Origin of the sequence: Emticicia aquatilis (genome assembly GCF_014644295.1) — a bacterium.
Taxonomy (GTDB): domain Bacteria; phylum Bacteroidota; class Bacteroidia; order Cytophagales; family Spirosomataceae; genus Emticicia; species Emticicia aquatilis.
On record NZ_BMKK01000009.1, the window covers coordinates 19,309 to 44,401 of the forward strand.

A 25,093-nucleotide genomic window follows, 5' to 3' on the forward strand; every position below is an offset into this window, starting at 1 on the left:
TTCATTATTCGGAGGAGTATTTTGAAAGCTAAAATCTTAATTAAGTAGGCTAAAAAATACACCTCATGGCATTATACGTAATAACTACGACTGAAAACAGAGTCAATTTAAAGGCTTATTTATTTCGCTAAAACCCATTGTTATAGAATAAAAAACGCATGATATATTGCTATACCATGCGTTAAATCTATTGAAAAAAACGTTATTATTTCTTCTGAAATTCGCCAGTTGCACGAATCGAAATTTCATCTCCAACCATTACGGTTGCCAGTTTTCCACCTATTCCAAAATCACTTCTTTTGATGGTAGTCGTTGCTTTAATTCCAAGCTGTGGAGTCTTATTATTTGGATTCGGATGAGCCATTGGGCCGTTCATCGTAACATCTAAAGTGATTAGTTTCGTCACGCCCTTGATGGTCATATTTCCTTCCATTTTGTATTTATTTCCTGCTATTTTCGTAAATTTAGTACTCTTGAAAGTTAGCGTCGGAAATTTTTCTACATCAAACATATCTTCACTTTTCAGGTGATTGTCACGCATTTCGAGGTCGGTATTGATACTGGCCGACTCAATCGTAATTTCAAAAACAGCATCTGATAAATCATCTTTAGCAGCTGTAATTTTGCCATCAAATTTCTTGAAATAACCATCAACTTCTGATAGACCATGATGCTCGGCAATGAACGTAAACTTCGTATGCCCTTTGTCGATTGACCATTGAGCAAATGAGGCAAAAGATGCCACTAAAAATGCTAAAACTAAGCTTGTTTTTTTCATGATAATAGGTAAAAAAGAGTGAAAATTTATTTTGATTTTATAATACTACACTACTTACTTTTATTGTATTTCTCTTATTTGGCTGTTTCACCTCATAAGCCATAAGCACTTGATTATCAACACTCAAGGCCACCATATTTGTAGCATTCGATGTCCCTTCAGCCCATGTAGTGGCCGATACATTATCATTTTTAATTGTTCGGTAAGCAATCTTTGAAGCTCCATTTTCGGCATTTTGTTCCCACAACATCACAGCCGATTTTGGAGAATCTACCAAGTAAGGATTTTTTGCCGAAGCATCTTCTAAAACAAACAATTTCTTTCCTTCACGAGTAGCTAATCTTACTCCCGCTTCTTTTTCTGCACCCGAAAACCACGCAACCAAAGCCGATTTTCCATAAGTACTCGAAACTGCCCCACTATGCGGACAACCTAAGATTTTCCAACCATCATTATAAATGATTTGAGGCTTAGAAAAACTTTCAGCGTTATCTGTCGAAACGATTCTTGCCATATCTCTGATGTCATCATTATTATCACGGTAAACAATATTCAACGCTCCGTTGGCATCAATGAGCATATTGATTGGGCAACAGTCACACACAACTGGGTCAATGAGTTTTTCGGGTTGCATTACGCCATTTTTAGTTACAACCAAACGCAAATCACGCTCTTCGTGCTTAGTGCTATTGGCCACATCTTTCAGATAAACCACCGCAATTTCATCATTCGACATCACGATTGCATCAAAAAATCCTCTTACAATACCTTGTTTTGGGTCAGAATCCACTGGAGCAGGTGCCGTCCATGTAGAGCCGCCATCTTTCGATACACAATACATTATATTTGACGAACGTCCGCCTCGGCCACCACCAGCAGGTTGCGAAGCAGTGCTATTCGTAAAAACAGCCACCAAGCTTCCATCTTTTTTGGCAAGCACTCTCGCACGCATCATGCGGCTATTGCCAATACCAGCACCACTATAAATGGTTTTCTTATCACCGAAAGTCTTACCGTTATCTTTCGAGAAAGCTACACAAAATGAAGTTATTCCTTGAAGGTCTTTTTCTGTCCACGAAAGCATCACTTCGCCTTTTGGTGTTTTGGCAAGCAATGGCATCGTGTAGGCTTTTGTTGTATCGTTTTGAAAAGCATTATAGCTATTATCAGGTGCAATTTTTTGATAAATTCCATCGGCAGGCATGGTCATACACATCGTTATTTCGGCAGAGGGACTATCATTTTTAGCAACAAAATTGGCCCATAAACTAATCAGTATGAGCGGCAAAGTGAAAATCAATTTTATCATCGGAATATATATTTAATACTAATTATGAAGCAAAACTAATAGCAAAAACTTTCTCTTTTATAGTTATTATACGCATCATCTAAAATAATCGACCGATTGACAAATAAGGCATATTTATCCGACAACTCGGTATTATCTATCGACGCTTCGGCTGATTTTATATCAAAGAATTTGAAAATCTATTTACGCCAAATAAGGCTAAAGGTTGTTTGTCCTTTGGGAGCTGTAAGGATAGCATGAGAAACACAAAAATCAATCTTTTTGATACGAAGACTTGCACCAAACGAAAACCCAGCCGCACCGCCCAAACCCTTGATAAGTAATTCTTCACGACGGAGAAAATTATAACCAAGTAGTAAATTAAAATTCTTATGAATGAGCAATTCAGTGCCGATTACAAAATGGCGAGAAATCTTATCGGCTGTCGAGATTTTTTTCTGAATTTTGTTACCTTGCTCATCAAATATAAAGTTCGATTCAATACTGTTATAGGCAATGTCGTACACATACAAATGATGCCCCGTCAACGAAAAACGCACTGGCATATATTTAGGCTTGAATGTAGTGCCAAGTTGCAAATCAAAAGGAATATCGGGGCGAATAGCACCGTAAGATTTCAGCACATAACCCACATTTTTGGCCGCTAAACCAATGCTAAATTCGTGAACTGGGTGCCGAAAAGTAGCTCCCCAATCGGTCAGCATTGCCACCGAACTATAAGACTCAAGCACTGAGCCTACCAATTTTGCCGATACCCCAAGTGTTATATAATTTACTTTTCGAGCGTAAGTACCAGCCAACACAAAGTCATTGGCCGAAAATTCGTTTGTCAGATTTCCGACAGCATCAGTTCCTTGAAATGTACCATAATGAAGATTTTGTAAGCTAAACGCCCAAGTGCCTTTTGAACGAATCTGAGGCACATAATTAAGTGTCAGATAATTGCTTTGTGCTAAATATGGCGAATAACTCAGGCCAATTTGCCCACGCTGAGTAGAGTCGAGCAAAGCGGGATTGGAAGTAATAAAATTCAAATCTTGGCCTGTAATTGATACATTCACGCCACCAAGTGCATTGACCCGTGCGTGGGTAGGCATATTTAGAAACGAAAAACTGTTTTGTGCCGATGCTTCAAGAATATTAAAAAATGAAATAGCCAAACCTAATCCCAAACGAAGCGTGCGGAATATTGTATGCTCTATCTTTCGAGCCAAAACTACCAAACCATTCATTTCCTCCATAATAAAACCAAGGCGATTCGCTGACTTGAACATCAACTTTATGGTCAATCATTACTCGCCTGATACCCAACCCGATGTATAAATCAAACACGAAGTTAGTATTTTTTTTGAATTCATTTTTAAATCTATGCTGGTAGCCCGCCTTTATTGTTCCGCCCACAACATACTTGCTTGCGGGATAATCAAGGTTTTCGTAATAATTACACGGGCCGTTTTCACATTCTCGTCCAATATTCCGATTAATGCGGTCATTGACTTGCTTATAAAACACCTCATAGGCCATATATCCACCAGTCATATCAGGTCGTGCGTGTCGATACCTGCGGGCTTCGAGCTTTACTCTGTAATGTTCTCTGGTATTACCGTATTTACTACTTTCTTCTTGCCAAATATTGGCTACTCCCGCTCCATAACCCAGCTGCTCTGATAGCGTCCAGCGGTTGTTTTTACTGAGACTATGTTCAGCGGAAAACTCAAAAGTATTGTCGATGTCGAAAATCGTCAAGGGTGCAATCTTGACAATCAAATGCTTTCGGTCAAGTGAGTCTTGTGCTGTTGCTATTTTTACAAAAATAACGAAACTGGCTATCAAAAATGTATATTTTTTCATTATTCTACCCCGATTTTACTTAATAATTTCAATTCTTTCTGCTCATTGTAACTGTACTGATAAAGCCCATCTTTACCAGTAATTATCAATACATTATCTTGTGGAATCACATCGACTGCCGCAAAATCTTGGAAATAGCTCAATTGCTTCAACGCCGCTGGATTTGTTCTATCGAAAACCTTCATTCCATAATCCCCTTCGGTTACAAAGAGTAGATTTCCACCTATACCCAAGCCGTGAGGGCTTTGCATTGGATAGCTATTCAATAATTTTGGCGTTTTCAAATCCTTAATATCAATCACATCCAGCACATTTTGTCCACGATTACAATTTGTGCCATTTCTGAGGGTCACGTAAGCATAATTTCCTTCGGCAACCACGGGGTCGCAGGAAACAATATGGGAGTAAACCGATACAAACTGAGGGTTTTCGGGGGAAGAAATATTGAAGATATACATACCATTTTGAGTTCCTACAAGCAAATGTTCATTGAACGGAAAAATGGATTCGACAACTGTATTTAATGAACTCTTTTTTACAAAAATCGGGTTCGATGTATTTTGGATATTATAAGTTTTAAGCGATTGATTATCAACAATATACAAATATCCATTCGCAATCGTAAAGCGTGCCGTTGAACCGCCTGTACCAGATGTTGGCGAAACCGAAACAGCATCGCCTTTACACGCATAAATGCTTATCGAAAGTAGTAAAATGGCTAATATCTTTTTCATAGTAAAATGAGAATATGAATAATTATTTCGTAGGTGGTAGAGACAGGGCATGCCCTGTCTCTACGTGAGTATTGGTGTATTTTTCAAAATAGAACAACCTATCGAGAGCATTTTGGATTCACCAAATCGGTATATTGCCAATCAATGACATAGCCTTTCGATGGGTCAACACACTCAAATTTCCCATTTTGTTTTGGATGACTTGGATACGGAAAAGCTTTTTCTATTCGCTTCACTACCTTTATAGCCAACGGATTAGTAATATCAATCGCTACTAAATCATCGGCGTTATCGGCGTAGAGAATATTATCAGCAATCGAAATATCTTGATTGGCAGGTATCGAAATAAAAGCAATGGCTTTGGGTTTTGTTTTGTCAGAATTATCAAAAACATGAATCCCCTGCCCTATTTCGTTGATATATAAGTATTTATCTTTGGTATAGATTTTACCAGGCTTGCGGAGTTTTTGAGGCGAACCCGAAGAAACTTTTCGAAGGGTTTCGTAACTGGCATAAACTGGCCGATATCCTTTTACGGTTTCAGTAGTCATGCTTGAATCTGGATTACAAGCATTTATACCAATAATTGCGGCCAATAATAGTAGTTTTTTCATAAAAAAGTCATAGTAGCGTTTTGTTTTACTACCATGACTCTTAATATACTATAAAGGTTGTAAGATTAGTAAGTTATTTTTTCTTAAAATAAGCGATTACAGCCTTACGAATATCGTTTCTAACATCACTTTCGAGGAAAGTATCAACTACCGAAATCACATCAGGGTTTTGTTTGGTGAAGAACCCTAAATTTCGCTCTTTACCCGAAAACAAGAAATCACTCGTAATGATGTTGTATTCTTGATTTACATCCAATAATTTTCCGTCAATTTTCCACTCTTTCTTGGCTTCATCGTATGAAATTTTCTCCCACTGCAAATATCCACCGCTGCCTTTGTTTTCTAAACCAGTTTGTAGTACTCTTTCCAACAAACGTCCACGAAGTTTTACCTCAACCAACTTTCCACCAAACGGTAAAATACGAAGCACATCAAGCTGCGTAAGTTTTCCCGAAACATTATCATCAATACGAATCGAACCGCCATTGAAAAATGCACAATCGAATTTGGTTGGTGATGAAGCCAACAAAGCATTGTTTATCATGCTTCCCATGTTTCCTTGCATATTACGCACTACTGTTTCATGGCCATCAAGTGGCTCTTTCAAATCGGCAATTACTTCATCTTTATTTAAACCGAGAGCCTTAAAAGCTCCGTCTTGAATATCTTCCCATTTCTTCACCACAGCGGCGGTTATTGGTTCGTCAGCAATTGTATTGTCGATTTTCTTTAATTCAGATTTGACATCTACTTTGCCTGTAACTTTATTAAATGTAATACGGTGAATATAAGCTGTTTTTGCATTTGCATCGGCTTTGGCCATGATTACATTACCGATTTGTTCTTTCATGTTATCGTGGTCGTGTCCGCCCATAAGCAACTTTACATTCGGAAGCATTTCGGCCAATTTTATATCATCAACTTTATTAATGTGCGTAATACCTACCACAAAATCACACTTCGGTTCTAATTCGGCATAAGCTTTTTTAGCTGCCTCGAAGAAATCATCGTACATCACAAAATCTTTTTTGTTTGAAGGCAACAAAATACCAAACATACCTACTTTTACTTCGTCGCCTTTGGCATTTTTGAATGTCAAAATTGTAGTTTTCAAGAATGGCACTTTTACTCCATCAACCACTTTTCCAAATGGTACATACTCGTCTTTTACTTTTTCTAAAGCATTAGTATTCAACCAATTAAACTTAGATTCATTGATGCGTTCTTGTAAATCTTTTTGGTCTAAATCAAACTCATGATTTCCTAAACAAACCCAATCAACACCAACAGTATTCATCACATCGACCATCTGTTTCCCTTTGATACTTTTACCTTCGTAGCGAAGCGTTCCGATTACGGATGGACTAAGAAAATCGCCCGAAAGAACCGTTACTGTATTTGGATTTTCTTTTAATAACTCTTGACGAACAGTAGCTACACGGGCCATTCCACCAACTTTACCATTATCAAGTGGTGAGATTTCGTAAACATCATTAAGGTGTAAAAAAGTTACAGAAATTTCGTTTTGGCTATTGGATGTATTATTTTGTGGGGTCTTTGCTGTTCGACAAGCAACCGACACTACCACAAGCAGCATGAGTAGAGAGAGTTTCTTCATGGTTAGTAATTAATTTATCAATGAAATAGGTGTTAAATTTTCACAAAAGTAGTCTAAAAAATCACTTGATAAAATCTATATTTATCTTCAATACTCCGAGTCATTATTATTAGGCAAAAATTAGATGTACCATATCTTTGAGCTATGGCAGTCTTGTGTCGATTCAAAGCAGTTATAACTACATCTTCATCAAACTAATTGCACAACCGCCCCCTTTGGCAAGGCTCAAGTTCAAAATGTCTTTTTTCGTAACTATCTTCTTTTCAATCTTGTAGGCTTCTGGCTTGGTTTTCCAATCAGCATCGGCGGCATCTTGATAGATGATAGCTTCATAGCGAGTATTTTCTTCCAAAAAGTCAAGTTTTAGGGTAGTTGTTCGAGCATTTTCATCGGTAATTGCTCCGATAAACCAATTTTCTTTTCCTTTTTGTTTACGAGCAATCGTGATAAAATCACCTGGCTCAGCTTCCAAAACTTTGGTATCGTCCCAATCGACAGGCACGTCTTTGATGAATTGAAACGCATCTAAATGTTTATCAAAATTTTCAGGAAAATCACCCGCCATTTGTAGCGGACTATACATCGTTACATACAAAGCCAATTGTTTCGCCAAAGTCGTTTTCACACGAGTTGAGCGGCTGGCATCATATTGATTGAGCTGAAAATGAAAGAAACCTGGCGTATAATCCATTGGGCCTCCCATCAGTCTCGTAAAAGGCAGAATTGTTTCGTGTTCGGGTACGAGTCCGAGATTTGGAGCATTATTAAACTCATTTCCACGAGCAGCTTCATTAGCCAACCAGTTTGGATAAGTGCGATGCAAGCCCGTTGGATGCACAGGTTCGTGGGCTTCCACCATGATTTTATACTCAGCAGTTTTTTCGGCTACTCGCTGATAATGGTTCACCATCCATTGGCTATCGTGATGCTCGCCACGAGGAATGATTCGGCCTACATAACCCGTTTTCACGGTATTCATGTTGTGGTCTTGCATAAATTTGTATGCCTTATCGAAATGACGTTCATAGTTGGTGGCAGAACCCGAAGTTTCGTGGTGCATGATTATTTTTATGCCTTTGGCTTTGGCGTAGGCAGTAAGTTCGTCAATATTATAATCACTGTATGGCGTTACGAAATCGAATACATTTTCTTTCCAATTACCAAACCAATCTTCCCAACCTTCGTTCCAGCCTTCTACCAAAACACCATCAAAACCATGTTTGGCGGCATAATCAATATATTTTTTTACGTTTTCGGTATTTGCTCCGTGTTTACCGCCCTCTAAATACCAATTCGACTTCCCAACGTGCATTTCCCACCACATTCCGATAAATTTCTGAGGTTTTATCCACGAAACATCGGTGATTTTTGAAGGCTCGTTAAGGTTCAAAATCAATTTTGAAGAAAGAATTTCAGTGGCTTTATCGCTTACCACAATCGTCCGCCACGGTGTTTGAAACGGTGCTTGTAAATACGCCTTATTTCCAACAGCATCGGGTACCAAATGTGAGGTAAAAGTAAACGTAGCTTTATCGAGCGTGATATTCATAGCTGGATAATTCAATAAAGCCGCTTCGTGGATATTAATATAAACACCATCAGCGGTTTTCATCATTAGAGGCGTCTGTACGGTGTTTGCACCAATCACAGCTTGAAAGGCAATATCAGTTTCTTTTTTTGCTGCTTTTAGGGCATCAATCTCGCTCAGTTTAGTAGTATTATATAGATATTCATTTGTATCATAATCGCCAGGAATCCAAAACGTTTTATGATTTCCTGCGAGATTAAATTGTGTCAACTCATCTTTAATAATAAAGTGTTTGATAGCGGTTTCTTGCGGAAACTCATAGCGAAAACCGACGCCATCATCAAAAACTCGAAAGACAATGTTTAATAAATTTTCGAACTTTGACTTATCTTTTACTTTGACTATCAGTTGTTTATAATTATTTCTAATACTACTCACTTCTCCCCAAACTGGTTTCCAAGTTTCATCAACACTGCTCGAATCGACACCTATAAGCTGAAATTTATTCAGCATTATTTCGGGACGTTTCAGAGCAAAACCAAGCGTTGATGGCTCAATAATAGTCTTGTTTTTGTACGAAACCTGATAAGACAAACTACCGTTTTCGGCAACTGTAACTTTTAGTATAATTTGTTTATTCGGAGAAGAAATTGAAGAGCTTTTCTGAGCAAAAAGTGTCATGCAGAAGCACAAAAACACAAGCGAAAGTGTAAAATTTTTCATAGGTTTTATAGAGGGGCAATTTTGAAAATTGCTCTACTGTATAGGTTTAAAGTATAAACAAACTAAAGCCAAAAAACGGAATTATGCAATGGATTTGCTATAAAAAAGTAGAGCCGTTACATGTAACGGCTCTACAAAGCAAACAAAAATTTATTAATTTCTACGCCATTGTCAGTGTCCTCACTGACAATCATCAAACCAACTCCCCTTTCAAATGTCTTGGTGTTAGCCAATCGGGTTTGGTGGTTTTTATTTCTGCTTTCAAATCATTCAAAATTGTATAAAGGCCAAAGTACGTGCGGTTTACGTACAAACCGTGTTGCGAACCACGAGCTGCTTTTGAGTCTTTCAGTTCGGGCAATTTTGATACGTATTCGAAGAAATTATAAATTTCATCAACGTAGCCTTCTTGCCCAAAATCAAATGTATTGGCATTGAACGGACGACCCAGCAATTCAATCATTTGCTTGAATAAATCTGAGAAAAATACTCTTTTCTGCGGAGAATCTTCTTCTACGATAAACTCTAAAGTCCAGAAAATTCGTTGAATTTCGGCTTCATCTTCGAGTGTATCTGGGTTTATCAAAGCAAAATAGTTTTGATAATAATCGTCAGGAATCACTTTCACACAACCAAAATCTATCACTCCCAAACGCCCATCTGGTGTCATCAGAAAATTCCCCGGGTGTGGGTCGGCATGCACTTGGCGAAGCGTGTGCATCTGATAATCATAAAAATCCCAAAGTGCTTGTCCGATTCGGTTTCTTACTTCTTGCGAAGGATTGGTATCCAAAAATTCTTTTAGGTGCACTCCTTCAATCCAATCCATCGTTAAGATTCTTTTCGATGAATACTCTGAATAATATTTTGGGAAAAACAAATCGGGAATGTGACTACAAGCATTCGTTATTTCAACCGAACGTTGTAATTCTAATTCATAGTTCGATTCTTCGAGTAGTTTCTCTTCAACTTCCTTGAAATAGCGGTCGATTTCGGCATCATTCAGATTTAATAATTGCACCGCCAACGGACGAGCCATTTTCAAATCCGAACTGATACTGTCGGCAATACCTGGGTACTGAATTTTCACGGCCAATTTCTTGCCATTTTTTTCGGCCTTATGCACTTGTCCGATTGAAGCGGCATTTTCGGCTTTCAAATCAAACTTATCGAAAATTTCAGAAGGTGATTTATCAAAATATTTCTTAAAAGTCTTAATAACCAATGGTGCCGACAATGGCGGAGCCGAATATTGCGACATCGCAAACTTATCGGTATAAGCACGTGGCAACAAGTTTTTGTCCATGCTCATCATCTGAGCCACCTTCAAAGCACTACCTTTCAAATTGCTGAGTGTATCATATACATCGGCTGCATTTTCTTGGTGAAGTTGCTCTTTTGTAAGCGATGGGTCAAAAAGTTTTTTACTGTAATGTTTGATATAATTACCGCCAACCTTTACGCCTGCTTTGGCAAATTGCGTAGCACGAGCAACTTTCGATGTGGGGATACTTTCTTGTGAATTCATAATCTTGTAGAACAGGTTTGTAACCTGTTTTTTTTGATGTATAGCTTTCGACAGGTTACAAACCTGTCCTACAACTTTACTTTCTATTCTGAAAAATAAACTTTCCTAAATCAAATAACGAATCGAGTGGCGAACGACCCAACAAATCGAAGGCCGTATTAACGGTTTTCTCAATCATTGTGTCAGTTTTTTCGAAGGCCTTACTTGTATCATTTATCCAAAAATCAAGCACAAAGAGTGTTTTTGCCCAAAATAAATCTGGATAACGCTGCATTAATTGCGGAATCGGGCGTTGTTCAACCTCACGAGTTTCACGGGCTTCCATCAAAAGTTCGTTTACGTAATCATAAAACGAAGCCTTGAAATCAACCAACTGAGCATTGCGTTTGGTATAAATTGGCTTCTGAAAACCTTCATAAGATTTCAGAATATAACTACGATTTTTCTTCAAAGTCTCAATCCAAGTGTAAAGAAAAGCCAATAATTTCTCACGAACTGAGTAGTTTTGATAAACTTCTTCACGCTCAGCAGCAGCACGAGCCTCGATAAAAAGAGCCTTCCAAATTTCGCTTTCTATCTGCGGAAACGACGAATACTCATCATAAAAAGCTTCTTCCTTAATCTTCAATTTCTTGCAAAAAGCATAAACGGACTCTGGTTGTTTTCCATTTTCGAGTACGTATTCGGTGTATGCTTGTCTTATTTTTTCTTGTGTCATAATATGTAGGACAGGTTTCCAACCTGTCAGTTATAGCAATAAAATTGGGGCTTAAATGTCAACAAGACAAGTTAGAAACTTGTTCTACAACCTAAAATATTTTCGACATCAAAACCGATGTTGTGTTATATACTTTCAACAAAGTGTTTGGAATATTTGTTTCGGCAATGCCCAGCATTTTGGCATATTTTTCACCAAGAAGCATCCGAGATTGCGATTGCAGAAGATTAGCCGTAATTCCGCTCGGAGCAAATGAGCGAACTACATTCATCAAAGAAGCCGTAAGTTGCTGACCTTCAAGCGATTCACGAAATTGTCGTTCGGCAATCAGCTTATCTATTTTTACAGCTTCTAAATAACTCTCGGGCATAATTTCTGGCTCTACTGCCAATAAAAAACCTATCACATTCCATGTATTGATGTAGGCATCTTCATAAGATTTATCAACCGAATAGACCAGTTTTTCCATTCCACGCAATACCACGAGCGAAAAAGCTAAATTCGTACCCAACATATCCTCTTGGTTTATGGGGTATCCCCAAGCCATATCCCATTGTTTGCTATGAAGTGTAAAATACCTAATTGCTGCGTGCAAAAGTCTGACTTTCAAGCAAATCGCAAATATTCGTTCGCTTTGCCAATTATCATAATTCATTACGGCTTTCAGGAAATTTCCTGTTTCGGTCAAACGTTTATAAGTGTCATTTTTGATTCGCTCCGACATATACAAAACCTTTGCTCCATCAGCACCTAAATAACAATAGGGCAAAGAGTAAAGCCCTAAAATTAAGCCAATATTTTGTTGATTATCACGGTAAAAATCAGTTGCTCGAATGAGTTTTTTTTTATCGTAAAAAACTGGAAATGAAGAATTTGCAGATAAAAATGCTTGAAGAATCGGAGATTGATTTTCAAAACTAAGATTCTGATAATCAGAAAGAAACAACATAAACTGTCTCAAATAAGTAAGTCCGTGCTGCAAAACAATTTGTTCGATAATTTCGTCAGCTTCTTTATCGCCTAAAGTACGGTATATACTTAATTTTTCTTTCGTAACCATAAAATACTTTTCTATGATTACTTAACGGCTTGATAATCTAAAGTGTTTGATTTCGTTGAAAATAACTTTACATTGGCCAGACCAGAGATAAATAAAAGGTGCCCCACAACAAACGAAAACCTACTAATGAGTTCAACAAACCAACGAGAATCAGCTAATAAAATTTTACCAAAAATGAGCGAGAAAATCATTAAACAATATCCTAAGTATTTCTGTCGAAAAATTTCACTATCGCTTTTTTTCAAAGAAATGAACAGAAAAACAATCGCTACTTGAATACCTAACATATAAGCCAAAATATTACTCTTACCACCAACAAGTGCAGCTATAATAGTGAAGATAATGATATAATTAATCGCCCAGCGAAGTAACTTTTTGGTGTAACGTAACTTACCAATATCTATATAAAGCAAATAAAGAAAGAAGCCATATTTAATAAAAATAAGTAGAATCATTACAGACTCAACCTTCGCACCAAACTTAAAAAAAATGTAGTCCATAATGGCGGCCATCACTAAAGGGATGCTAATAAGGGTAGAGCGTTTCTGATTTAACTTTAATTGATTTACCCAAAGCATTAAAACTATCATCTGAGTTGGCCGAAACCATATACTAATTTCTTGACCGGGTATTATACAATTTATTAAGTCTATAAGAGCAAGCAACACAAACACAAGCATTAATGCTGTTCTCATGGGTTATGTTTAATAGGTCTTTTTGGGATATACCATCATAAAATTAAACAATAATCACAATATATATATATGATTTACGTCAGTTTTTATTTTTTCACAGATATACATTTATTGGCAAGTTTATTGCACGATTTTTGCTAAAACAATAATTCAACGACTGAAGTTGTTATATATAGACATTCAGTCATACACCAACTAATGTTTCTGACCAAACCAAAATATCTGTTTTTATTAAGTTTTTTCTTTATATTTATTGTTTTGCTCTCGTGCAACGACAAAGAGATAACCCTCTTGAAGAACAAACCAGTAATTGAAACCAAAAAACTCTGCTATCTGAAAGATGCTGACCACGGACATGGTGTAATCTATAATTTAGGGTACAATACCAATAATCAGTTAATTACATTTGATGGTTTCCCTGATTTTAATAAAATCAACTACGAAAATAGTCTTCCCAAAAAAGTTTATAGCTCGTTTGATGAATCATACTTTATCACTTACGAATATGATGTAAAAGGCAATCCTACCTTAATTAATTTTCTCGGAAAAGACAGTCGAGATAAGCCATTTGAGTTTAAGAGTAAAGTTTATACCAACTCAAAAAAACAAATCGAAAGAATTGATTTAACAATGCCAGTTTTTGACAATATTTTGGTGACAACATTTGAATATGATGCCAACAACAACATCAAAAAAATGTATTTAGTAGAAAATGGCAAAAACAAACTTCTTCTCGAAAATCTAAGTTTTGATGATAAAAAATCGCCATACCTCAATACTCCACTCAATAATCTGATGATGTATTTTACGATATTCTCAGCAACCATTGGGGGCGAAAATACAACTTACTTTCAGAACAAAAACAACGCCACTTCGACCAAAATCTATAATGATAGCGGCGATATGACTTATACCTATAAATACGAATATACTGCCGAAGGCTATGCCTCTAAGGTGAAAGTAGTAAAAAAACAAAATGGTAAAGAAGAGTCGCACGACGAAACTTACACCTACACTTGTAAGTAAATTAAATATACATTTTTAATCTACTGATAATCAACTCGTTACTAATAAAAAGGCAAATTTATGTTTTTTTAGGCCACAGAATCCGCCAAAATTCCGTACCTTTGTATCCCGTAATCAAAGACAACAAACCTCATGTCAGTACACGGGCAAACACGTAACCCTAAGTATATTTTCGTAACGGGTGGCGTAACATCTTCACTCGGCAAAGGCATTATTGCCTCTTCTCTTGCCAAACTTCTGCAAGCCAGAGGACTATCAGTAACCATTCAAAAATTTGACCCGTATATCAACGTTGACCCGGGAACACTTAATCCATACGAACACGGCGAATGCTATGTAACCGATGATGGAGCAGAAACTGACCTCGATTTAGGTCACTACGAACGCTTCTTGAATGTTCCGACTTCACAGGCAAACAACGTAACAACTGGCCGTATTTACTACAACGTAATTACGAACGAGCGTCGTGGAAATTATCTTGGCAAAACCGTACAAGTAATTCCGCACATCACTGACGAAATCAAGCGTAATATCTTACAACTGGGCGAAACAGGCGAATACGACATCGTTATCACCGAATTAGGTGGCTGCGTTGGTGATATTGAATCATTGCCTTTCGTAGAAGCCGTACGTCAATTAAAATGGGATTTAGGAGCAGACAATTTGCTCACAATTCACCTTACACTTGTTCCTTATTTGAGTTCGGCTGGTGAGCTAAAAACCAAACCGACACAACACTCAGTAAAGATGCTACAAGAGTCTGGTGTGCAGCCCGATATTATTGTTTGCCGCACCGAGCATCCGCTTCCTGTTGATATTCGCCGCAAAATTGCTCTTTTCTGTAATGTTGAGCAAAGTTCGGTTATCGAAGCAATGGATGCCGAAACTATATATGATGTACCTGTATTGATGCAAAAAGAACGCCTCGACCAACGTGTGCTTTATATGCTCGACATCTACAACGACCAAGATGCCGATATGGAAGCGTGGAAAGGCTTCTTGGATAGATATAAAAATCCTGTTGAACACGTAAAAATTGGTTTAGTAGGAAAATACGTTGAGCTGAAAGATGCTTACAAATCAATCATCGAAGCATTTATTCATGCTGGAGCAGCTAATAAATGTAAAGTAACCATTGAGTGGATTCACTCAGAAAGTTTGCAAGTAGATAACAGTGCCGAGAAATTTAAAGGACTTGATGGCGTTTTGGTTGCCCCAGGTTTTGGAGAGCGTGGTATTGAAGGGAAAATTGCAGCAGTAAGATACGTGCGTGAAAACAACATTCCTTTTTTCGGAATTTGTTTGGGAATGCAAATGGCCTGTATCGAATTTGCACGAAACGTAATCGGTCTTACAGAAGCACACTCAACCGAAATGTGTCCAGAAACGCAATTTCCAGTGATTGATTTGATGGAAGAGCAAAAAACCGTAACTGATAAAGGAGGCACGATGCGTTTGGGAGCGTATGCTTGTAAAACCAAAGATAAAACTTTGGCTCGTAAGATTTACGGCAAAGCCAACATCAGCGAACGCCACCGCCACCGTTGGGAGTTTAATAATAAGTATTTGAAAGATTACGAAGCAGCAGGAATGGTGATTTCGGGCGTAAACCCAGATAGCGGATTAGTAGAAATCGTTGAATTACCAAATCATCCATATTTCATTGGCGTTCAGTTTCACCCAGAATTAAAAAGTACAGTCATGAATCCTCACCCACTTTTCGTAAATTTCGTAAAAGCCGCCATTGATTTTTCTAAAACAAAGAAATAATAAAATCTTAAACTTTCTAAAAATCGTAGAAAGCCAAAGAATATCAACCTATAGCCTCATAACTTTTCCTATTTCGTTGAAGTTATGGGGCTATTTTATGATTAACGGTCTAAGTGTCAGATACTTGATTAGGATTTATAACTAATCTTTGCGAATTTTGTAGTAGAATACGGCAGCTCTCAGTGAGTGCCTTTATATTTTTTACGTATTTTTAAACTTTAATGGAAAAATTAGTAGATAGAAACCAGCTAATTGGTATCGTGTTGTTGATGTGTATGTGGGCAGGTTACATGTATTTCATGCCACAAACCCCACCCGAACAGCCTGCGAAGGTTGCACCAAAAACTGAAGCTAAAACAATTGCTACACCTAATGTATTGCAAGATACAACTGCTCTAAAAGCCGCTTTTGGCGATTTCGCAAGTGCAGCCGTAGGTACAGCCCAAGATATTGTTATCGAAAACCAAGACGCTAAATTCACTTTTAGTACACTTGGTGGCTCAATCAAAGAAGCCGTTCTGAAAAATTACTCAACGTATTCAGACTTTCAGAAAGGAGCAAAAAATCCGTTGGTTTTATTCGACTCTAAAAGTTCAACAATGAGCTTAGAAGTGCAGACCAACAAAGGCAAAGTTGATTTAAAGAAACTTTATTTTACTTCTGACTCAAAACCAACAATTTTGAAAGAAGGAGACTCAACTAAAGTTACTTTTCGCCTAACTTTAGGTCAAAACCAATACATCGACCAAGTTTATACCATCAAAGGTAAAGGCTATACGATTGATTATGACATTAATTTTGTAGGTGTTGATGCCCTTGTGCAAAACCAACCAGCAAGATTTTTCTGGCAAGATAATCTAAAAGTATTAGAGCATGATATTGCCGAAAACCGTAAATCAGCTCAAATCAATTATTGGAATGCCAAAGAAGATGAATTCGATGATTTAGGAGCAAATGCAGCTGGCAATGCCGACTTAGCTGCCGAAGACCCAATCAAATGGTATTCATTCAAACAAAAGTATTTTGTATCAGGTTTTGTTGCTAAAAATCAGCCATTAACAGGTGCGAAACTCAAATTAGTTACTCCAGAAAACGACCAAAATATTGTAAAAACTGTTGAAGTTGATGCAAATTTGGCCATTTCTGATTTGAAAACAGGTAAAGGAAATTTCCGTTTTTATTTCGGACCAAACGATTATGATTTAGTAAAAGTTGTAGCAGATGGTTTCCACCGCAATGTTTACTTAGGTTATGATTTCGTGAAGCCAATCAACCGTTTTGTATTTGTGCCTCTTTTCAAATTGGCCGAATCGTTTATCAGCAATTACGGTCTTTTGATTATTGTGGTGGTAATTGTTCTAAAAACCTTGCTTACACCACTCATTTATAAGTCGTATATTAGTTCGGCTAAAATGCGTGTAATGGCACCCGAACTCGCTGAATTGAAAGAAAAAGTGGGCGACGACCAAGTAAAAATGCAACAAGAGCAAATGAAACTATACCAACAAGTGGGCGTAAATCCGCTGAGTGGTTGTGTGCCGATGTTGTTGCAAATGCCAATTTTGATGTCAGTGTTTTTCTTGTTCCCGAACATGATTATGTTTCGTCAGAAAAACTTCTTGTGGGCATCAGACCTTTCAACTTATGATTATCCAATTAGTTGGGCAACCAACTTACCAGTTGTAGGCAACCACATTAGTTTGTTTGTGGTATTAATGACTATCTCAAGTTTGGCGTTTACTTATTATAACAACCAAATTACGCCAGACCAACCAGGGCCAATCGATATGAAGAAAATGAGTTATGTTTTCCCGATTGTGTTCTTCTTTGTCTTGAATAGTTTCCCTGCGGCATTGAGTTTTTATTACTTAGTTTCTAACGTTGTTACGATTGCTCAACAACAAATTGTGCGTCGTTTCGTTGATGAAGATAAAATTCGTAGAATCTTAGATGAAAATAAAGCTAAGTTCAAAGCGAATCCGCAAGCGGCTAAAAAAGGCAAGTTTGCTCAATTCATGGAGAATCAAGTAAAATTGGCTGAGGAGAATCGTAAGTTACAAAACGACGAAAAGAAAAAGAAAAAATAATATCTCGCCCAATCCCTCTCCGCACGGAGAGGGATTTTTTAAGGGCTTTAACCTCCAAATCTAACCTATGAAAAGGTGCTATAGTCTTTTCATCTTTTTGCTGCTCTCTAACGTATTGCTGGCTCAACAAGCCACGCTTTCGGAGCGAGACTATGCCTTAAAATACAAAAAAGCGGTGCAGCTATACGCTGACCAGATGTATTTTGAAGCTCAAAATGAACTTACCCCTCTCACCAATCGAAAATACAACAATTCGATGGTTCCTTATGCTCACTATTATCATGCTCTATGCTCTTTCAAACAAAATAAATTCTTTGAAACACGCATAGTCTTACGCCAACTCTTCGAGCGTTTTCCTGATTGGAATAAGATTGATGAAGGCTATTATCTTTATGCCAATGCAGCCCTTGCCGATAATTATATTGATGAAGGGATGCAGTACATCAACCGTATTTCGGGGAATGTCATGAAGAAGGACATCGAAAATATGCTTTACTACCATTTCAGTAAAGTAACTGACCGCAACCAGTTAAAACAGCTCAATCAGAAATTCCCAAATAATGTAATTATTGCCCAATTATTGGTCGATAATATTCAAAAGAGTAAAAATGTAAGCAAAGAGGATTTAGAAATATCTGACCGCCTTACGAATCGTTTTAACTTGGGAGAAAATCCAACTACAACTAAAAAAACACCTCAAAGAAGAGAAAACAAAGGGGTTGTAAATATTGCGGTATTACTTCCTTTCCGACTCAATGATTTTGAAGCTGCTCAATCTAATAGAGCCAATCAGTACATATATGATATGTATGCGGGTATGAAATTGGCAAAAAACAGACTTGAGTCTGAACAAATCAACGTTAATCTTCTGACATTCGATATTGACCGTGATGCAAGTTTGATTTCATCTTTGGTGGAAGATAGCCAGTTTACACAAGTTGATTTATTGATTGGGCCGCTTTATCCCGAAGCTAATAGAATAGCCAACAATTTTGCCAAATCAAATGATGTGGTGCAAGTGCATCCTCTTTCAAATAATAGGCAACTAATAGCGAGCGACAAAAATACTTTTTTAGCTGCTCCATCATTTGAAACCCAGTCAGCAAAGGCACTGGAATACATGAAATCTCAAACGATTGGTAAAACAGTAGCCATTTATTACGGGAATACCCGAAAAGACTCGACTTTTGCTTACGCTTATCGTGACGAAGCCCTTAAAGCTGGTGTTGAGGTAATAATGATTAAGAAGTTTACGAATGCTGAAGATATTGATACTCGCCGCCGACCAAGTCATATCTTTATTTCGGGTAGCGATGTTACGTTTGGTAGTAAAGTTATCAATGCACTTGATAAAAAGAAAGTCACATCTCCAATCATAGCTGCATCTTCGGCTTTTGATTTTGAAAGTTCTTCGCTCAATATTTTCAATCGAGAACTATCTTTGATTCAATTAGACTATGTCAATCGAGATAAAGATGAAGTAAAAAACTTTAGAAGTCTGTATTTCAACGAACAAAATATTGCTCCTTCATATTACAGTTATTGGGGGTATGATATGCTTATTTTTTATGCTCGAATGCTAAATGCTGGCAAAAATCAGCTACGTAATAGCCTGAATGCTATTGAATATACGCAAGGATATACTTTAGATGGATTTGATTATACCAACGGCTCAAACGAAAATCAGATTGTGCCAATTATCAAATATCAAGATGGGAAATTTATTGAAGTAATGAGGTAGTTTATTGGTGATTTGTTACTGGGAAACTGGTTATTAGATATATAAAAATGGTGGTCAAGAAACTTTTCTGACCACCATTTTTTATATCAATTATTTTCAGAAAACTATTCAAACAACTTATCGTATTGGTTACCCGAAGATTTGCTTGAAGAAACACTACTTCCAGCAATTAAGGCTTTTTTATCATCGCCCAAAAGAAGCGATACGCCTTCTTTCTCCCATTTCTCCAACATATTTAAGCCTTCTTCTTCAAATACGCCATTTTGTAGGTCAATCGAATCCATAAAGTTTGAAGATACTTCCATGAAACGTTGCATTTCGCCTACTTTTTGGCTCACATCATCGGTGATTGATTCCATAGCCATATCAAACATTTGGCGTTGGTCTTTGTCTCCGTTCATAATATTCATCGCCGAACGCATCGCTGAGTGGCTCGCACGAATCGCCTTACGCTCTTGCTCTTTCACTACCACTTGGTCTTTAATATCTTCGAGCATGATTTCTGAATTTTCGTACATTTTACCCAAAACACGGTAAAGAATTTCCATTTTTTTGTACAAATCATCGAGTTTCATATTCGATTCTTGCAAACGGCCAGCTTTACGGGCTTTTAGCACCATCATGGCTTGTTTGTCGGTTTCTTTGGCTTTACTTGCCAAAGTAAGGTCATTCTGAATCTGTTTTTTGTTATTTTCGATGATAGTTTTCAGATTTATCATCTGCCCTTTCAGCTTCGAAATTTGCTGATTCATCTTACCCAAATTTCCTTGAAGCTCATCAATATAAGTTTTCAAGATTCCAATTGGGTCCAGTTGAATAAATAATCCCGTAACCCAACGCATGATACTTTTATAGATGTAAAAAATCAAATTTCGCATTTTGGGGTCGAGAATCATGTAGATTACTGCCGCCAAAACAATCAGCAAACCAGCCAAATAAAGGGTATTTGATGCCAAAGTTATCAGAAATGGCAATGCTTGGTATAGTAAATATCCTCCACCCAACAATGCACCTGCGGCAAAAAGCATTCCTGTGGTGCCTTCTGGGCGATTCCAAAATGATTTAGGTTTTGATTCTTGTAATTCCATTGTTGAATAACACCCCCCCGCCCCTAAAGGGGAGCCTTGTTTTTGATTGAAAAGAGAAAGAGGCTTTTCTCTCTTTGGTTTAGGTAATATTTTAATGAATAATTGAAAATGGATAATGTAAAATTCTATTCTCCAATAAAACTACATTTTCTATTTCAAATACTTCTTCATATTCTCAACATCTTGTCCGATTTGGCCAATTAAATCACTGTATGTTGCATGAAAATCGCTCAAGGTTGTTTCTATTTTCACCACTGCTTCCGAAATCTCAGCTTTCATTTTGCCCATATCTTCTTGGTGGGCAGCTATTTCTTGGGTGAGTTTGGCAATTTGTTCGCCTTTGGCTTTAATGGTGGCATCAAGGTCTGCAATAGCTTTTTCTTTACTCCCGATTTGCTTTTGGCGTTGAGCATTGACCGACTCTTGAAATTTCGAATCTTCGGTCTTTAATACATTCAGATAAAATTGTGCCGAATCATTGAGCTGCTGACTCGAAACGCCCATTGCTTGTGCCGCCGCATAAGCCGAACTGTATCGAGTAGCTTCATCCATTGGCATTTTGGCCAGTGTTTGCAAAGACTTTTTGTACTCTAAATAATCAAACCCAGGCTGATTATTTGTTTCCATTGCCCCAAACAGAATCTCGTAAAACTTATCCGAAACTTTGCCCGTTGGCGTTACTACCTCAGTTTTGGTAGTTGTTACTGCGGGTTTAGCATTTGCATCCGTTTTTGCAGGCGTAGCTTCGGCAGTTTGCCCGTCGGCGGGTGTCTGAACAATAAAAATACCTTTTAGTTTTGATAAAAAATCGCTCATTGTATTGAGATTTTGTAAGTTTTAAAAGTCAAAAAATAGACATTTTATTTACCTAAATATTGCTGTTTTATTAAAACGTGCAACATTTACGATACAAACTTTTGGGTATTTCGAGGATTCTACAACTCATTTCATACAATCCAAGCAAAAGGTGTGTCGAATGGCTAAATTTAGTGATGATATTTTGAATATAAATTATTCTTAGAAAATATTTATATGAAATCAGCACGAAAGTCTTAAATTTGTAAGACCCATACTTGTATAGACATCTATGAAAAGCTCAAAAATATTTCTTCTAAGTGCTTCCGTTGCGGCTGCCATTGGCTCAATGGCGTTTAGCTTCAATCCGTTCAAAGACGAAGTTGATTTTAATACCGAAGTAAAGCCTATTTTAAATAAACACTGTGTTGCGTGTCATGGTGGTGTAAAGAAAGCTGCGAATCTGAGCTTTTTGTTTTCGCACGAAGCTATTAATACTAAGGGAAAATCAGGAAAAATTGCGATTGTGGCGGGCGATGCCGAGCATTCAGAATTCTATAAACGCCTCATTACGAATGACTTGGATGAGCGAATGCCAAAAAACGAAGAGCCGCTTAAAAAAGAAGAAATAGAGATATTAAAAAAATGGATTGATGGCGGAGCAAAATGGGGCGAACATTGGGCCTATCAGCAACCCGAAAAGCCAAGTGTTCCATCGGTAGGCGGATTTTTTGCTCGAATCGGACTCTTCAAAGATGATGAAACCCGTTTTGCTAAAAACGAAATCGACCATTTTGTGTTGGATAAACTCAAAAAAGAAGGACTCTCGCACTCACCCGAAGCAGAAAAAGGCACATTGCTACGCCGTGTTTATTTAGATTTAACAGGCTTACCTCCTACCGAACAGCAATTACAAGATTTCTTGAAAGATGAATCGGAAGATGCCTATGAAAAAGTAGTGAATAAACTTCTGGCTTCACCTGCGTATGGCGAACGTTGGGCTTCTATGTGGCTCGATTTGGCTCGTTATGCCGATACCAAAGGTTACGAACGTGACGTTTACCGAAATATTTGGCGATACCGAGATTATGTAATTAAGGCGTTCAACGAAGATAAACCATTCGACCAATTTACGATTGAACAACTGGCTGGTGATTTATTACCACAACCAACTGACAATCAACTCGTAGCGACAGCTTTCCACCGAAATACCATGACTAACGATGAGGGTGGAACAGTTGATGAAGAGTTTAGAGTAGCCGCTCAAATCGACCGAGTAAATACTACTTTTGATGTTTGGCAAGGAACAACGATGGCCTGTGTACAGTGCCATACACACCCGTACGACCCTTTCGTGCATGATGAATATTATAAAACGATGGCGTTTTTCAACAATACTCGTGATGAAGATGTAGTGAGCGAAACGCCTTATTTAAGGTTTTATAAGAAAGAAGATTCGAGCAAGATTCAAGAAGTAAAAAAATGGATTTTGAGCAAAAGTACTCCCCAAAAAGCCCAAGAATTTGAACATTTTGCCCGAGTTTTAGAACCAAAATTTAATTCGCACGATATTGAACAACTATCTCCAGTTACTTCTTCATTACTCGATGCTAAATATTTGGGACTTCAACACACTGGCTATGGCAGACTAAGAAACGTTACGCTAACTGGTAAAAACAGAATGTTGATGACCTTCAATACGGGTAATGAAAAAGGTACTTTACTCGTAAGAGATAATGCTTTAGATGGTAAAGTTTTGGTAAATATTCCGATTTTCAAAACCCGTGATACGGTAATGTTTTATAATTTACCGAAGTTGGAAGGTAAACATGATTTATATTTTGTATTCACAAACCCAAAAACACCGAAAGAGTGGTTACAAATCAAATGGGTGGCTTTTCAGAATACATTTACCGAAACACCTGATTATCAATCCGTTGAGGCAAAATACAAAGAAATTCTGAATGCAAAAGCTGATTACAGTCCGATTTTGGTAGAAGGCACTGGAGATTTGGCTCGCAAACAACATATTTTTGAACGTGGAAATTGGCTCGTGAAAGGTAAAGAAGTAAAACCCGATGTCCCGAAATATCTGTCTTCGATGCCAAAAGAATATCCTCGAAACCGACTGGGCTTTGCTAAATGGTTGGTCGATGGCCGAAATCCGCTAACTTCGAGAGTGATTGTGAATCGTTTTTGGGAACAACTTTTCGGCACTGGAATCGTGGAAACAGTTGAAGATTTTGGCACGCAAGGCTTTGCTCCTTCACACCCCGAAATGCTTGATTATCTGGCCATTACTTTTCAAGATGACATGAAGTGGAGCGTAAAGAAACTGCTTAAAATGATGGTAATGTCTGGCACTTACAGGCAATCTTCGGCGGTCAACCAAACTTTGCTCGATAAGGACCCAACAAATAAGTTTTTGGCTCGTGGCCCACGAATTAGACTCACAGCCGAGCAAGTACGTGACCAAGCATTGCTCGTAAGTGGACTTTTATCACAGAAAATGTATGGTAAAAGTGTAATGCCTTACCAACCCGAAGGAATGTGGCAGTCACCGTGGAGTGGCGAATCTTGGAATACGTCAAATGGCGAAGATAAACATCGTCGTGCCATTTATACATTTTGGAAACGCACTTCACCGTATCCTTCAATGATGTCGTTTGATGCACCGAGCCGAGAATTTTGTCAGTCGAGACGCTTGCGGACGAATACGCCTTTGCAAGCACTCGTAACCCTCAACGACCCTGCTTACGTAGAAGCAGCACAAGAGTTGGCAAAAAGTATGTTGAAGAAAGGAAAAACACCAGAACAACAGATTCAGGCAGGTTTTAATAAAATTATGATGCGAGATATTGACAGCCGTGAACTGAAGATTTTAACAAAACTTTATCAGCAAACCGAGCAACAATATCGCAAAAATCCAGTAGAGGCTTATAAATTCTTTGGTCGCTCAGATACTTCTCCATCATTAGCAGCTATGGCAGTTACGGCCAATGCCATGATGAATTTAGATGAGGTAGTGACTAAGGAGTGAGCATCCGTTCAAACAAAATCCAACAAATGAATCTACTTTTCGTATGTAGCAGAAATCAATGGCGAAGCCCAACGGCTGAGGAAATATTCAAAAATAATCAAGAACATCAAGCAAAATCGGCTGGAACTGAGCCTTCAGCACGCATAAAAATTACCGAAAAGTTAATCAACTGGGCAGATATTATCTTTGTGATGGAAAAGAAACATAAAGAACGAATCAAACAAAGATTTGCTACGGTGGTCGATGAAAAAGAATTAATTGTCTTAGATATTCCTGACGAGTATCAATTTATGGATGAAGAATTAGTAGATTTAATCAAACTTTCGGTTTCGCCTTATTTATAAAATCATTACATTTAAAATTCAATCTATCAAAACCTACGATAAACTT

20 protein-coding genes are annotated in these 25,093 nt (G+C 37.7%); 6 read left to right on the plus strand and 14 right to left on the minus strand.

The annotated features are described in order from the left end of the window. Positions 1–205 precede the first annotated feature (205 nt). The 12 genes from IEX65_RS19560 to IEX65_RS19615 form a co-directional block, all read right to left on the minus strand. Positions 206–778 (minus strand): YceI family protein, encoded by a 573-nt coding sequence (locus IEX65_RS19560; RefSeq protein WP_188768491.1) that lies wholly within the window; start codon positions 776–778, stop codon positions 206–208. A 37-nt stretch (positions 779–815) separates the two neighbouring features. Beyond that, on the minus strand, positions 816–2,087 hold the full coding sequence (locus tag IEX65_RS19565; protein WP_188768493.1) for a sialidase family protein: 1,272 nt from the start codon (positions 2,085–2,087) through the stop codon (positions 816–818). Between the two features lie 179 nt (positions 2,088–2,266). Next, complete coding sequence (porQ, locus tag IEX65_RS19570; protein ID WP_188768495.1) at positions 2,267–3,328, minus strand: type IX secretion system protein PorQ; 1,062 nt, start codon at positions 3,326–3,328, stop codon at positions 2,267–2,269. Further along, positions 3,228–3,938, minus strand: coding sequence for a hypothetical protein (locus tag IEX65_RS19575; protein WP_188768496.1), 711 nt, complete (start codon positions 3,936–3,938; stop codon positions 3,228–3,230). The genes porQ and IEX65_RS19575 overlap by 101 nt, the downstream gene beginning before the upstream one ends. Next, entirely contained in the window at positions 3,938–4,672 is a 735-nt protein-coding gene (locus IEX65_RS19580) for an LVIVD repeat-containing protein (protein WP_188768497.1), read from the minus strand. Before IEX65_RS19580 ends, IEX65_RS19575 begins: the two co-directional genes overlap by 1 nt. Positions 4,673–4,770: 98 nt before the next feature. Beyond that, on the minus strand, positions 4,771–5,286 hold the full coding sequence (locus IEX65_RS19585) for an LVIVD repeat-containing protein (RefSeq protein WP_188768502.1): 516 nt from the start codon (positions 5,284–5,286) through the stop codon (positions 4,771–4,773). Between the two features lie 73 nt (positions 5,287–5,359). Further along, positions 5,360–6,904, minus strand: a complete 1,545-nt coding sequence (locus IEX65_RS19590) for a bifunctional metallophosphatase/5'-nucleotidase (protein ID WP_188768505.1) — start codon at positions 6,902–6,904, stop codon at positions 5,360–5,362. Between the two features lie 178 nt (positions 6,905–7,082). After that, positions 7,083–9,155 (minus strand): glycoside hydrolase family 97 protein, encoded by a 2,073-nt coding sequence (locus IEX65_RS19595; RefSeq protein WP_188768507.1) that lies wholly within the window; start codon positions 9,153–9,155, stop codon positions 7,083–7,085. A 193-nt stretch (positions 9,156–9,348) separates the two neighbouring features. Further along, a complete protein-coding gene (locus IEX65_RS19600; RefSeq protein WP_188768518.1) occupies positions 9,349–10,683 on the minus strand; it encodes an ABC1 kinase family protein in 1,335 nt (444 codons plus the stop codon). 76 nt (positions 10,684–10,759) lie between these two features. Continuing rightward, the gene (locus tag IEX65_RS19605) at positions 10,760–11,401 is read right to left on the minus strand and encodes a TetR family transcriptional regulator C-terminal domain-containing protein (protein WP_374757860.1); all 642 of its coding nucleotides are present in this window, start codon (positions 11,399–11,401) and stop codon (positions 10,760–10,762) included. Positions 11,402–11,492: 91 nt separating this feature from the next. Continuing rightward, the gene (locus IEX65_RS19610; protein WP_188768519.1) at positions 11,493–12,461 is read right to left on the minus strand and encodes an oxygenase MpaB family protein; all 969 of its coding nucleotides are present in this window, start codon (positions 12,459–12,461) and stop codon (positions 11,493–11,495) included. Positions 12,462–12,478: 17 nt separating this feature from the next. Further along, entirely contained in the window at positions 12,479–13,156 is a 678-nt protein-coding gene (locus tag IEX65_RS19615) for a hypothetical protein (protein ID WP_188768520.1), read from the minus strand. Between the two features lie 291 nt (positions 13,157–13,447). Here IEX65_RS19615 and IEX65_RS19620 point away from each other — a divergent pair, with 291 nt between their 5' ends. The 4 genes from IEX65_RS19620 (at position 13,448) to IEX65_RS19635 (ending at position 19,780) form a co-directional block, all read left to right on the plus strand. Next, a complete protein-coding gene (locus IEX65_RS19620) occupies positions 13,448–14,182 on the plus strand; it encodes a hypothetical protein (RefSeq protein WP_188768521.1) in 735 nt (244 codons plus the stop codon). A gap of 132 nt (positions 14,183–14,314) precedes the next feature. Next, the gene (gene pyrG, locus IEX65_RS19625; RefSeq protein ID WP_188768525.1) at positions 14,315–15,952 is read left to right on the plus strand and encodes a CTP synthase; all 1,638 of its coding nucleotides are present in this window, start codon (positions 14,315–14,317) and stop codon (positions 15,950–15,952) included. Between the two features lie 221 nt (positions 15,953–16,173). After that, on the plus strand, positions 16,174–18,039 hold the full coding sequence (yidC, locus tag IEX65_RS19630) for a membrane protein insertase YidC (protein ID WP_188768527.1): 1,866 nt from the start codon (positions 16,174–16,176) through the stop codon (positions 18,037–18,039). A gap of 67 nt (positions 18,040–18,106) precedes the next feature. Next, positions 18,107–19,780 (plus strand): ABC transporter substrate-binding protein, encoded by a 1,674-nt coding sequence (locus tag IEX65_RS19635; protein ID WP_188768529.1) that lies wholly within the window; start codon positions 18,107–18,109, stop codon positions 19,778–19,780. Between the two features lie 104 nt (positions 19,781–19,884). On the opposite strand, the gene IEX65_RS19640 is transcribed toward IEX65_RS19635, so the two are convergent. Together IEX65_RS19640 and IEX65_RS19645 are read right to left on the minus strand one after the other, a co-directional pair. Then, a complete protein-coding gene (locus IEX65_RS19640) occupies positions 19,885–20,868 on the minus strand; it encodes a hypothetical protein (protein WP_188768531.1) in 984 nt (327 codons plus the stop codon). Positions 20,869–21,018: 150 nt separating this feature from the next. Continuing rightward, on the minus strand, positions 21,019–21,684 hold the full coding sequence (locus tag IEX65_RS19645) for a hypothetical protein (RefSeq protein WP_188768533.1): 666 nt from the start codon (positions 21,682–21,684) through the stop codon (positions 21,019–21,021). A 271-nt stretch (positions 21,685–21,955) separates the two neighbouring features. Here IEX65_RS19645 and IEX65_RS19650 point away from each other — a divergent pair, with 271 nt between their 5' ends. Both IEX65_RS19650 and IEX65_RS19655 read left to right on the plus strand, forming a co-directional pair. Further along, positions 21,956–24,703 (plus strand): DUF1553 domain-containing protein, encoded by a 2,748-nt coding sequence (locus IEX65_RS19650; RefSeq protein WP_188768535.1) that lies wholly within the window; start codon positions 21,956–21,958, stop codon positions 24,701–24,703. A gap of 26 nt (positions 24,704–24,729) precedes the next feature. After that, positions 24,730–25,047, plus strand: a complete 318-nt coding sequence (locus tag IEX65_RS19655; protein WP_188768538.1) for a low molecular weight protein tyrosine phosphatase family protein — start codon at positions 24,730–24,732, stop codon at positions 25,045–25,047. Positions 25,048–25,093: the final 46 nt, after the last annotated feature.

Bases quoted from the DNA above. Each gene is read 5' to 3' on its own strand.
- IEX65_RS19560 (WP_188768491.1), bottom strand. From the start codon at position 778: ATGAAAAAAACAAGCTTAGTTTTAGCATTTTTAGTGGCATCTTTTGCC.
- IEX65_RS19565 (WP_188768493.1), bottom strand. From the start codon at position 2,087: ATGATAAAATTGATTTTCACTTTGCCGCTCATACTGATTAGTTTATGG.
- porQ (WP_188768495.1), bottom strand. From the start codon at position 3,328: ATGGAGGAAATGAATGGTTTGGTAGTTTTGGCTCGAAAGATAGAGCAT.
- IEX65_RS19575 (WP_188768496.1), bottom strand. From the start codon at position 3,938: ATGAAAAAATATACATTTTTGATAGCCAGTTTCGTTATTTTTGTAAAA.
- IEX65_RS19580 (WP_188768497.1), bottom strand. From the start codon at position 4,672: ATGAAAAAGATATTAGCCATTTTACTACTTTCGATAAGCATTTATGCG.
- IEX65_RS19585 (WP_188768502.1), bottom strand. From the start codon at position 5,286: ATGAAAAAACTACTATTATTGGCCGCAATTATTGGTATAAATGCTTGT.
- IEX65_RS19590 (WP_188768505.1), bottom strand. From the start codon at position 6,904: ATGAAGAAACTCTCTCTACTCATGCTGCTTGTGGTAGTGTCGGTTGCT.
- IEX65_RS19595 (WP_188768507.1), bottom strand. From the start codon at position 9,155: ATGAAAAATTTTACACTTTCGCTTGTGTTTTTGTGCTTCTGCATGACA.
- IEX65_RS19600 (WP_188768518.1), bottom strand. From the start codon at position 10,683: ATGAATTCACAAGAAAGTATCCCCACATCGAAAGTTGCTCGTGCTACG.
- IEX65_RS19605 (WP_374757860.1), bottom strand. From the start codon at position 11,401: ATGACACAAGAAAAAATAAGACAAGCATACACCGAATACGTACTCGAA.
- IEX65_RS19610 (WP_188768519.1), bottom strand. From the start codon at position 12,461: ATGGTTACGAAAGAAAAATTAAGTATATACCGTACTTTAGGCGATAAA.
- IEX65_RS19615 (WP_188768520.1), bottom strand. From the start codon at position 13,156: ATGAGAACAGCATTAATGCTTGTGTTTGTGTTGCTTGCTCTTATAGAC.
- pyrG (WP_188768525.1), top strand. From the start codon at position 14,315: ATGTCAGTACACGGGCAAACACGTAACCCTAAGTATATTTTCGTAACG.
- yidC (WP_188768527.1), top strand. From the start codon at position 16,174: ATGGAAAAATTAGTAGATAGAAACCAGCTAATTGGTATCGTGTTGTTG.
- IEX65_RS19635 (WP_188768529.1), top strand. From the start codon at position 18,107: ATGAAAAGGTGCTATAGTCTTTTCATCTTTTTGCTGCTCTCTAACGTA.
- IEX65_RS19640 (WP_188768531.1), bottom strand. From the start codon at position 20,868: ATGGAATTACAAGAATCAAAACCTAAATCATTTTGGAATCGCCCAGAA.
- IEX65_RS19645 (WP_188768533.1), bottom strand. From the start codon at position 21,684: ATGAGCGATTTTTTATCAAAACTAAAAGGTATTTTTATTGTTCAGACA.
- IEX65_RS19650 (WP_188768535.1), top strand. From the start codon at position 21,956: ATGAAAAGCTCAAAAATATTTCTTCTAAGTGCTTCCGTTGCGGCTGCC.
- IEX65_RS19655 (WP_188768538.1), top strand. From the start codon at position 24,730: ATGAATCTACTTTTCGTATGTAGCAGAAATCAATGGCGAAGCCCAACG.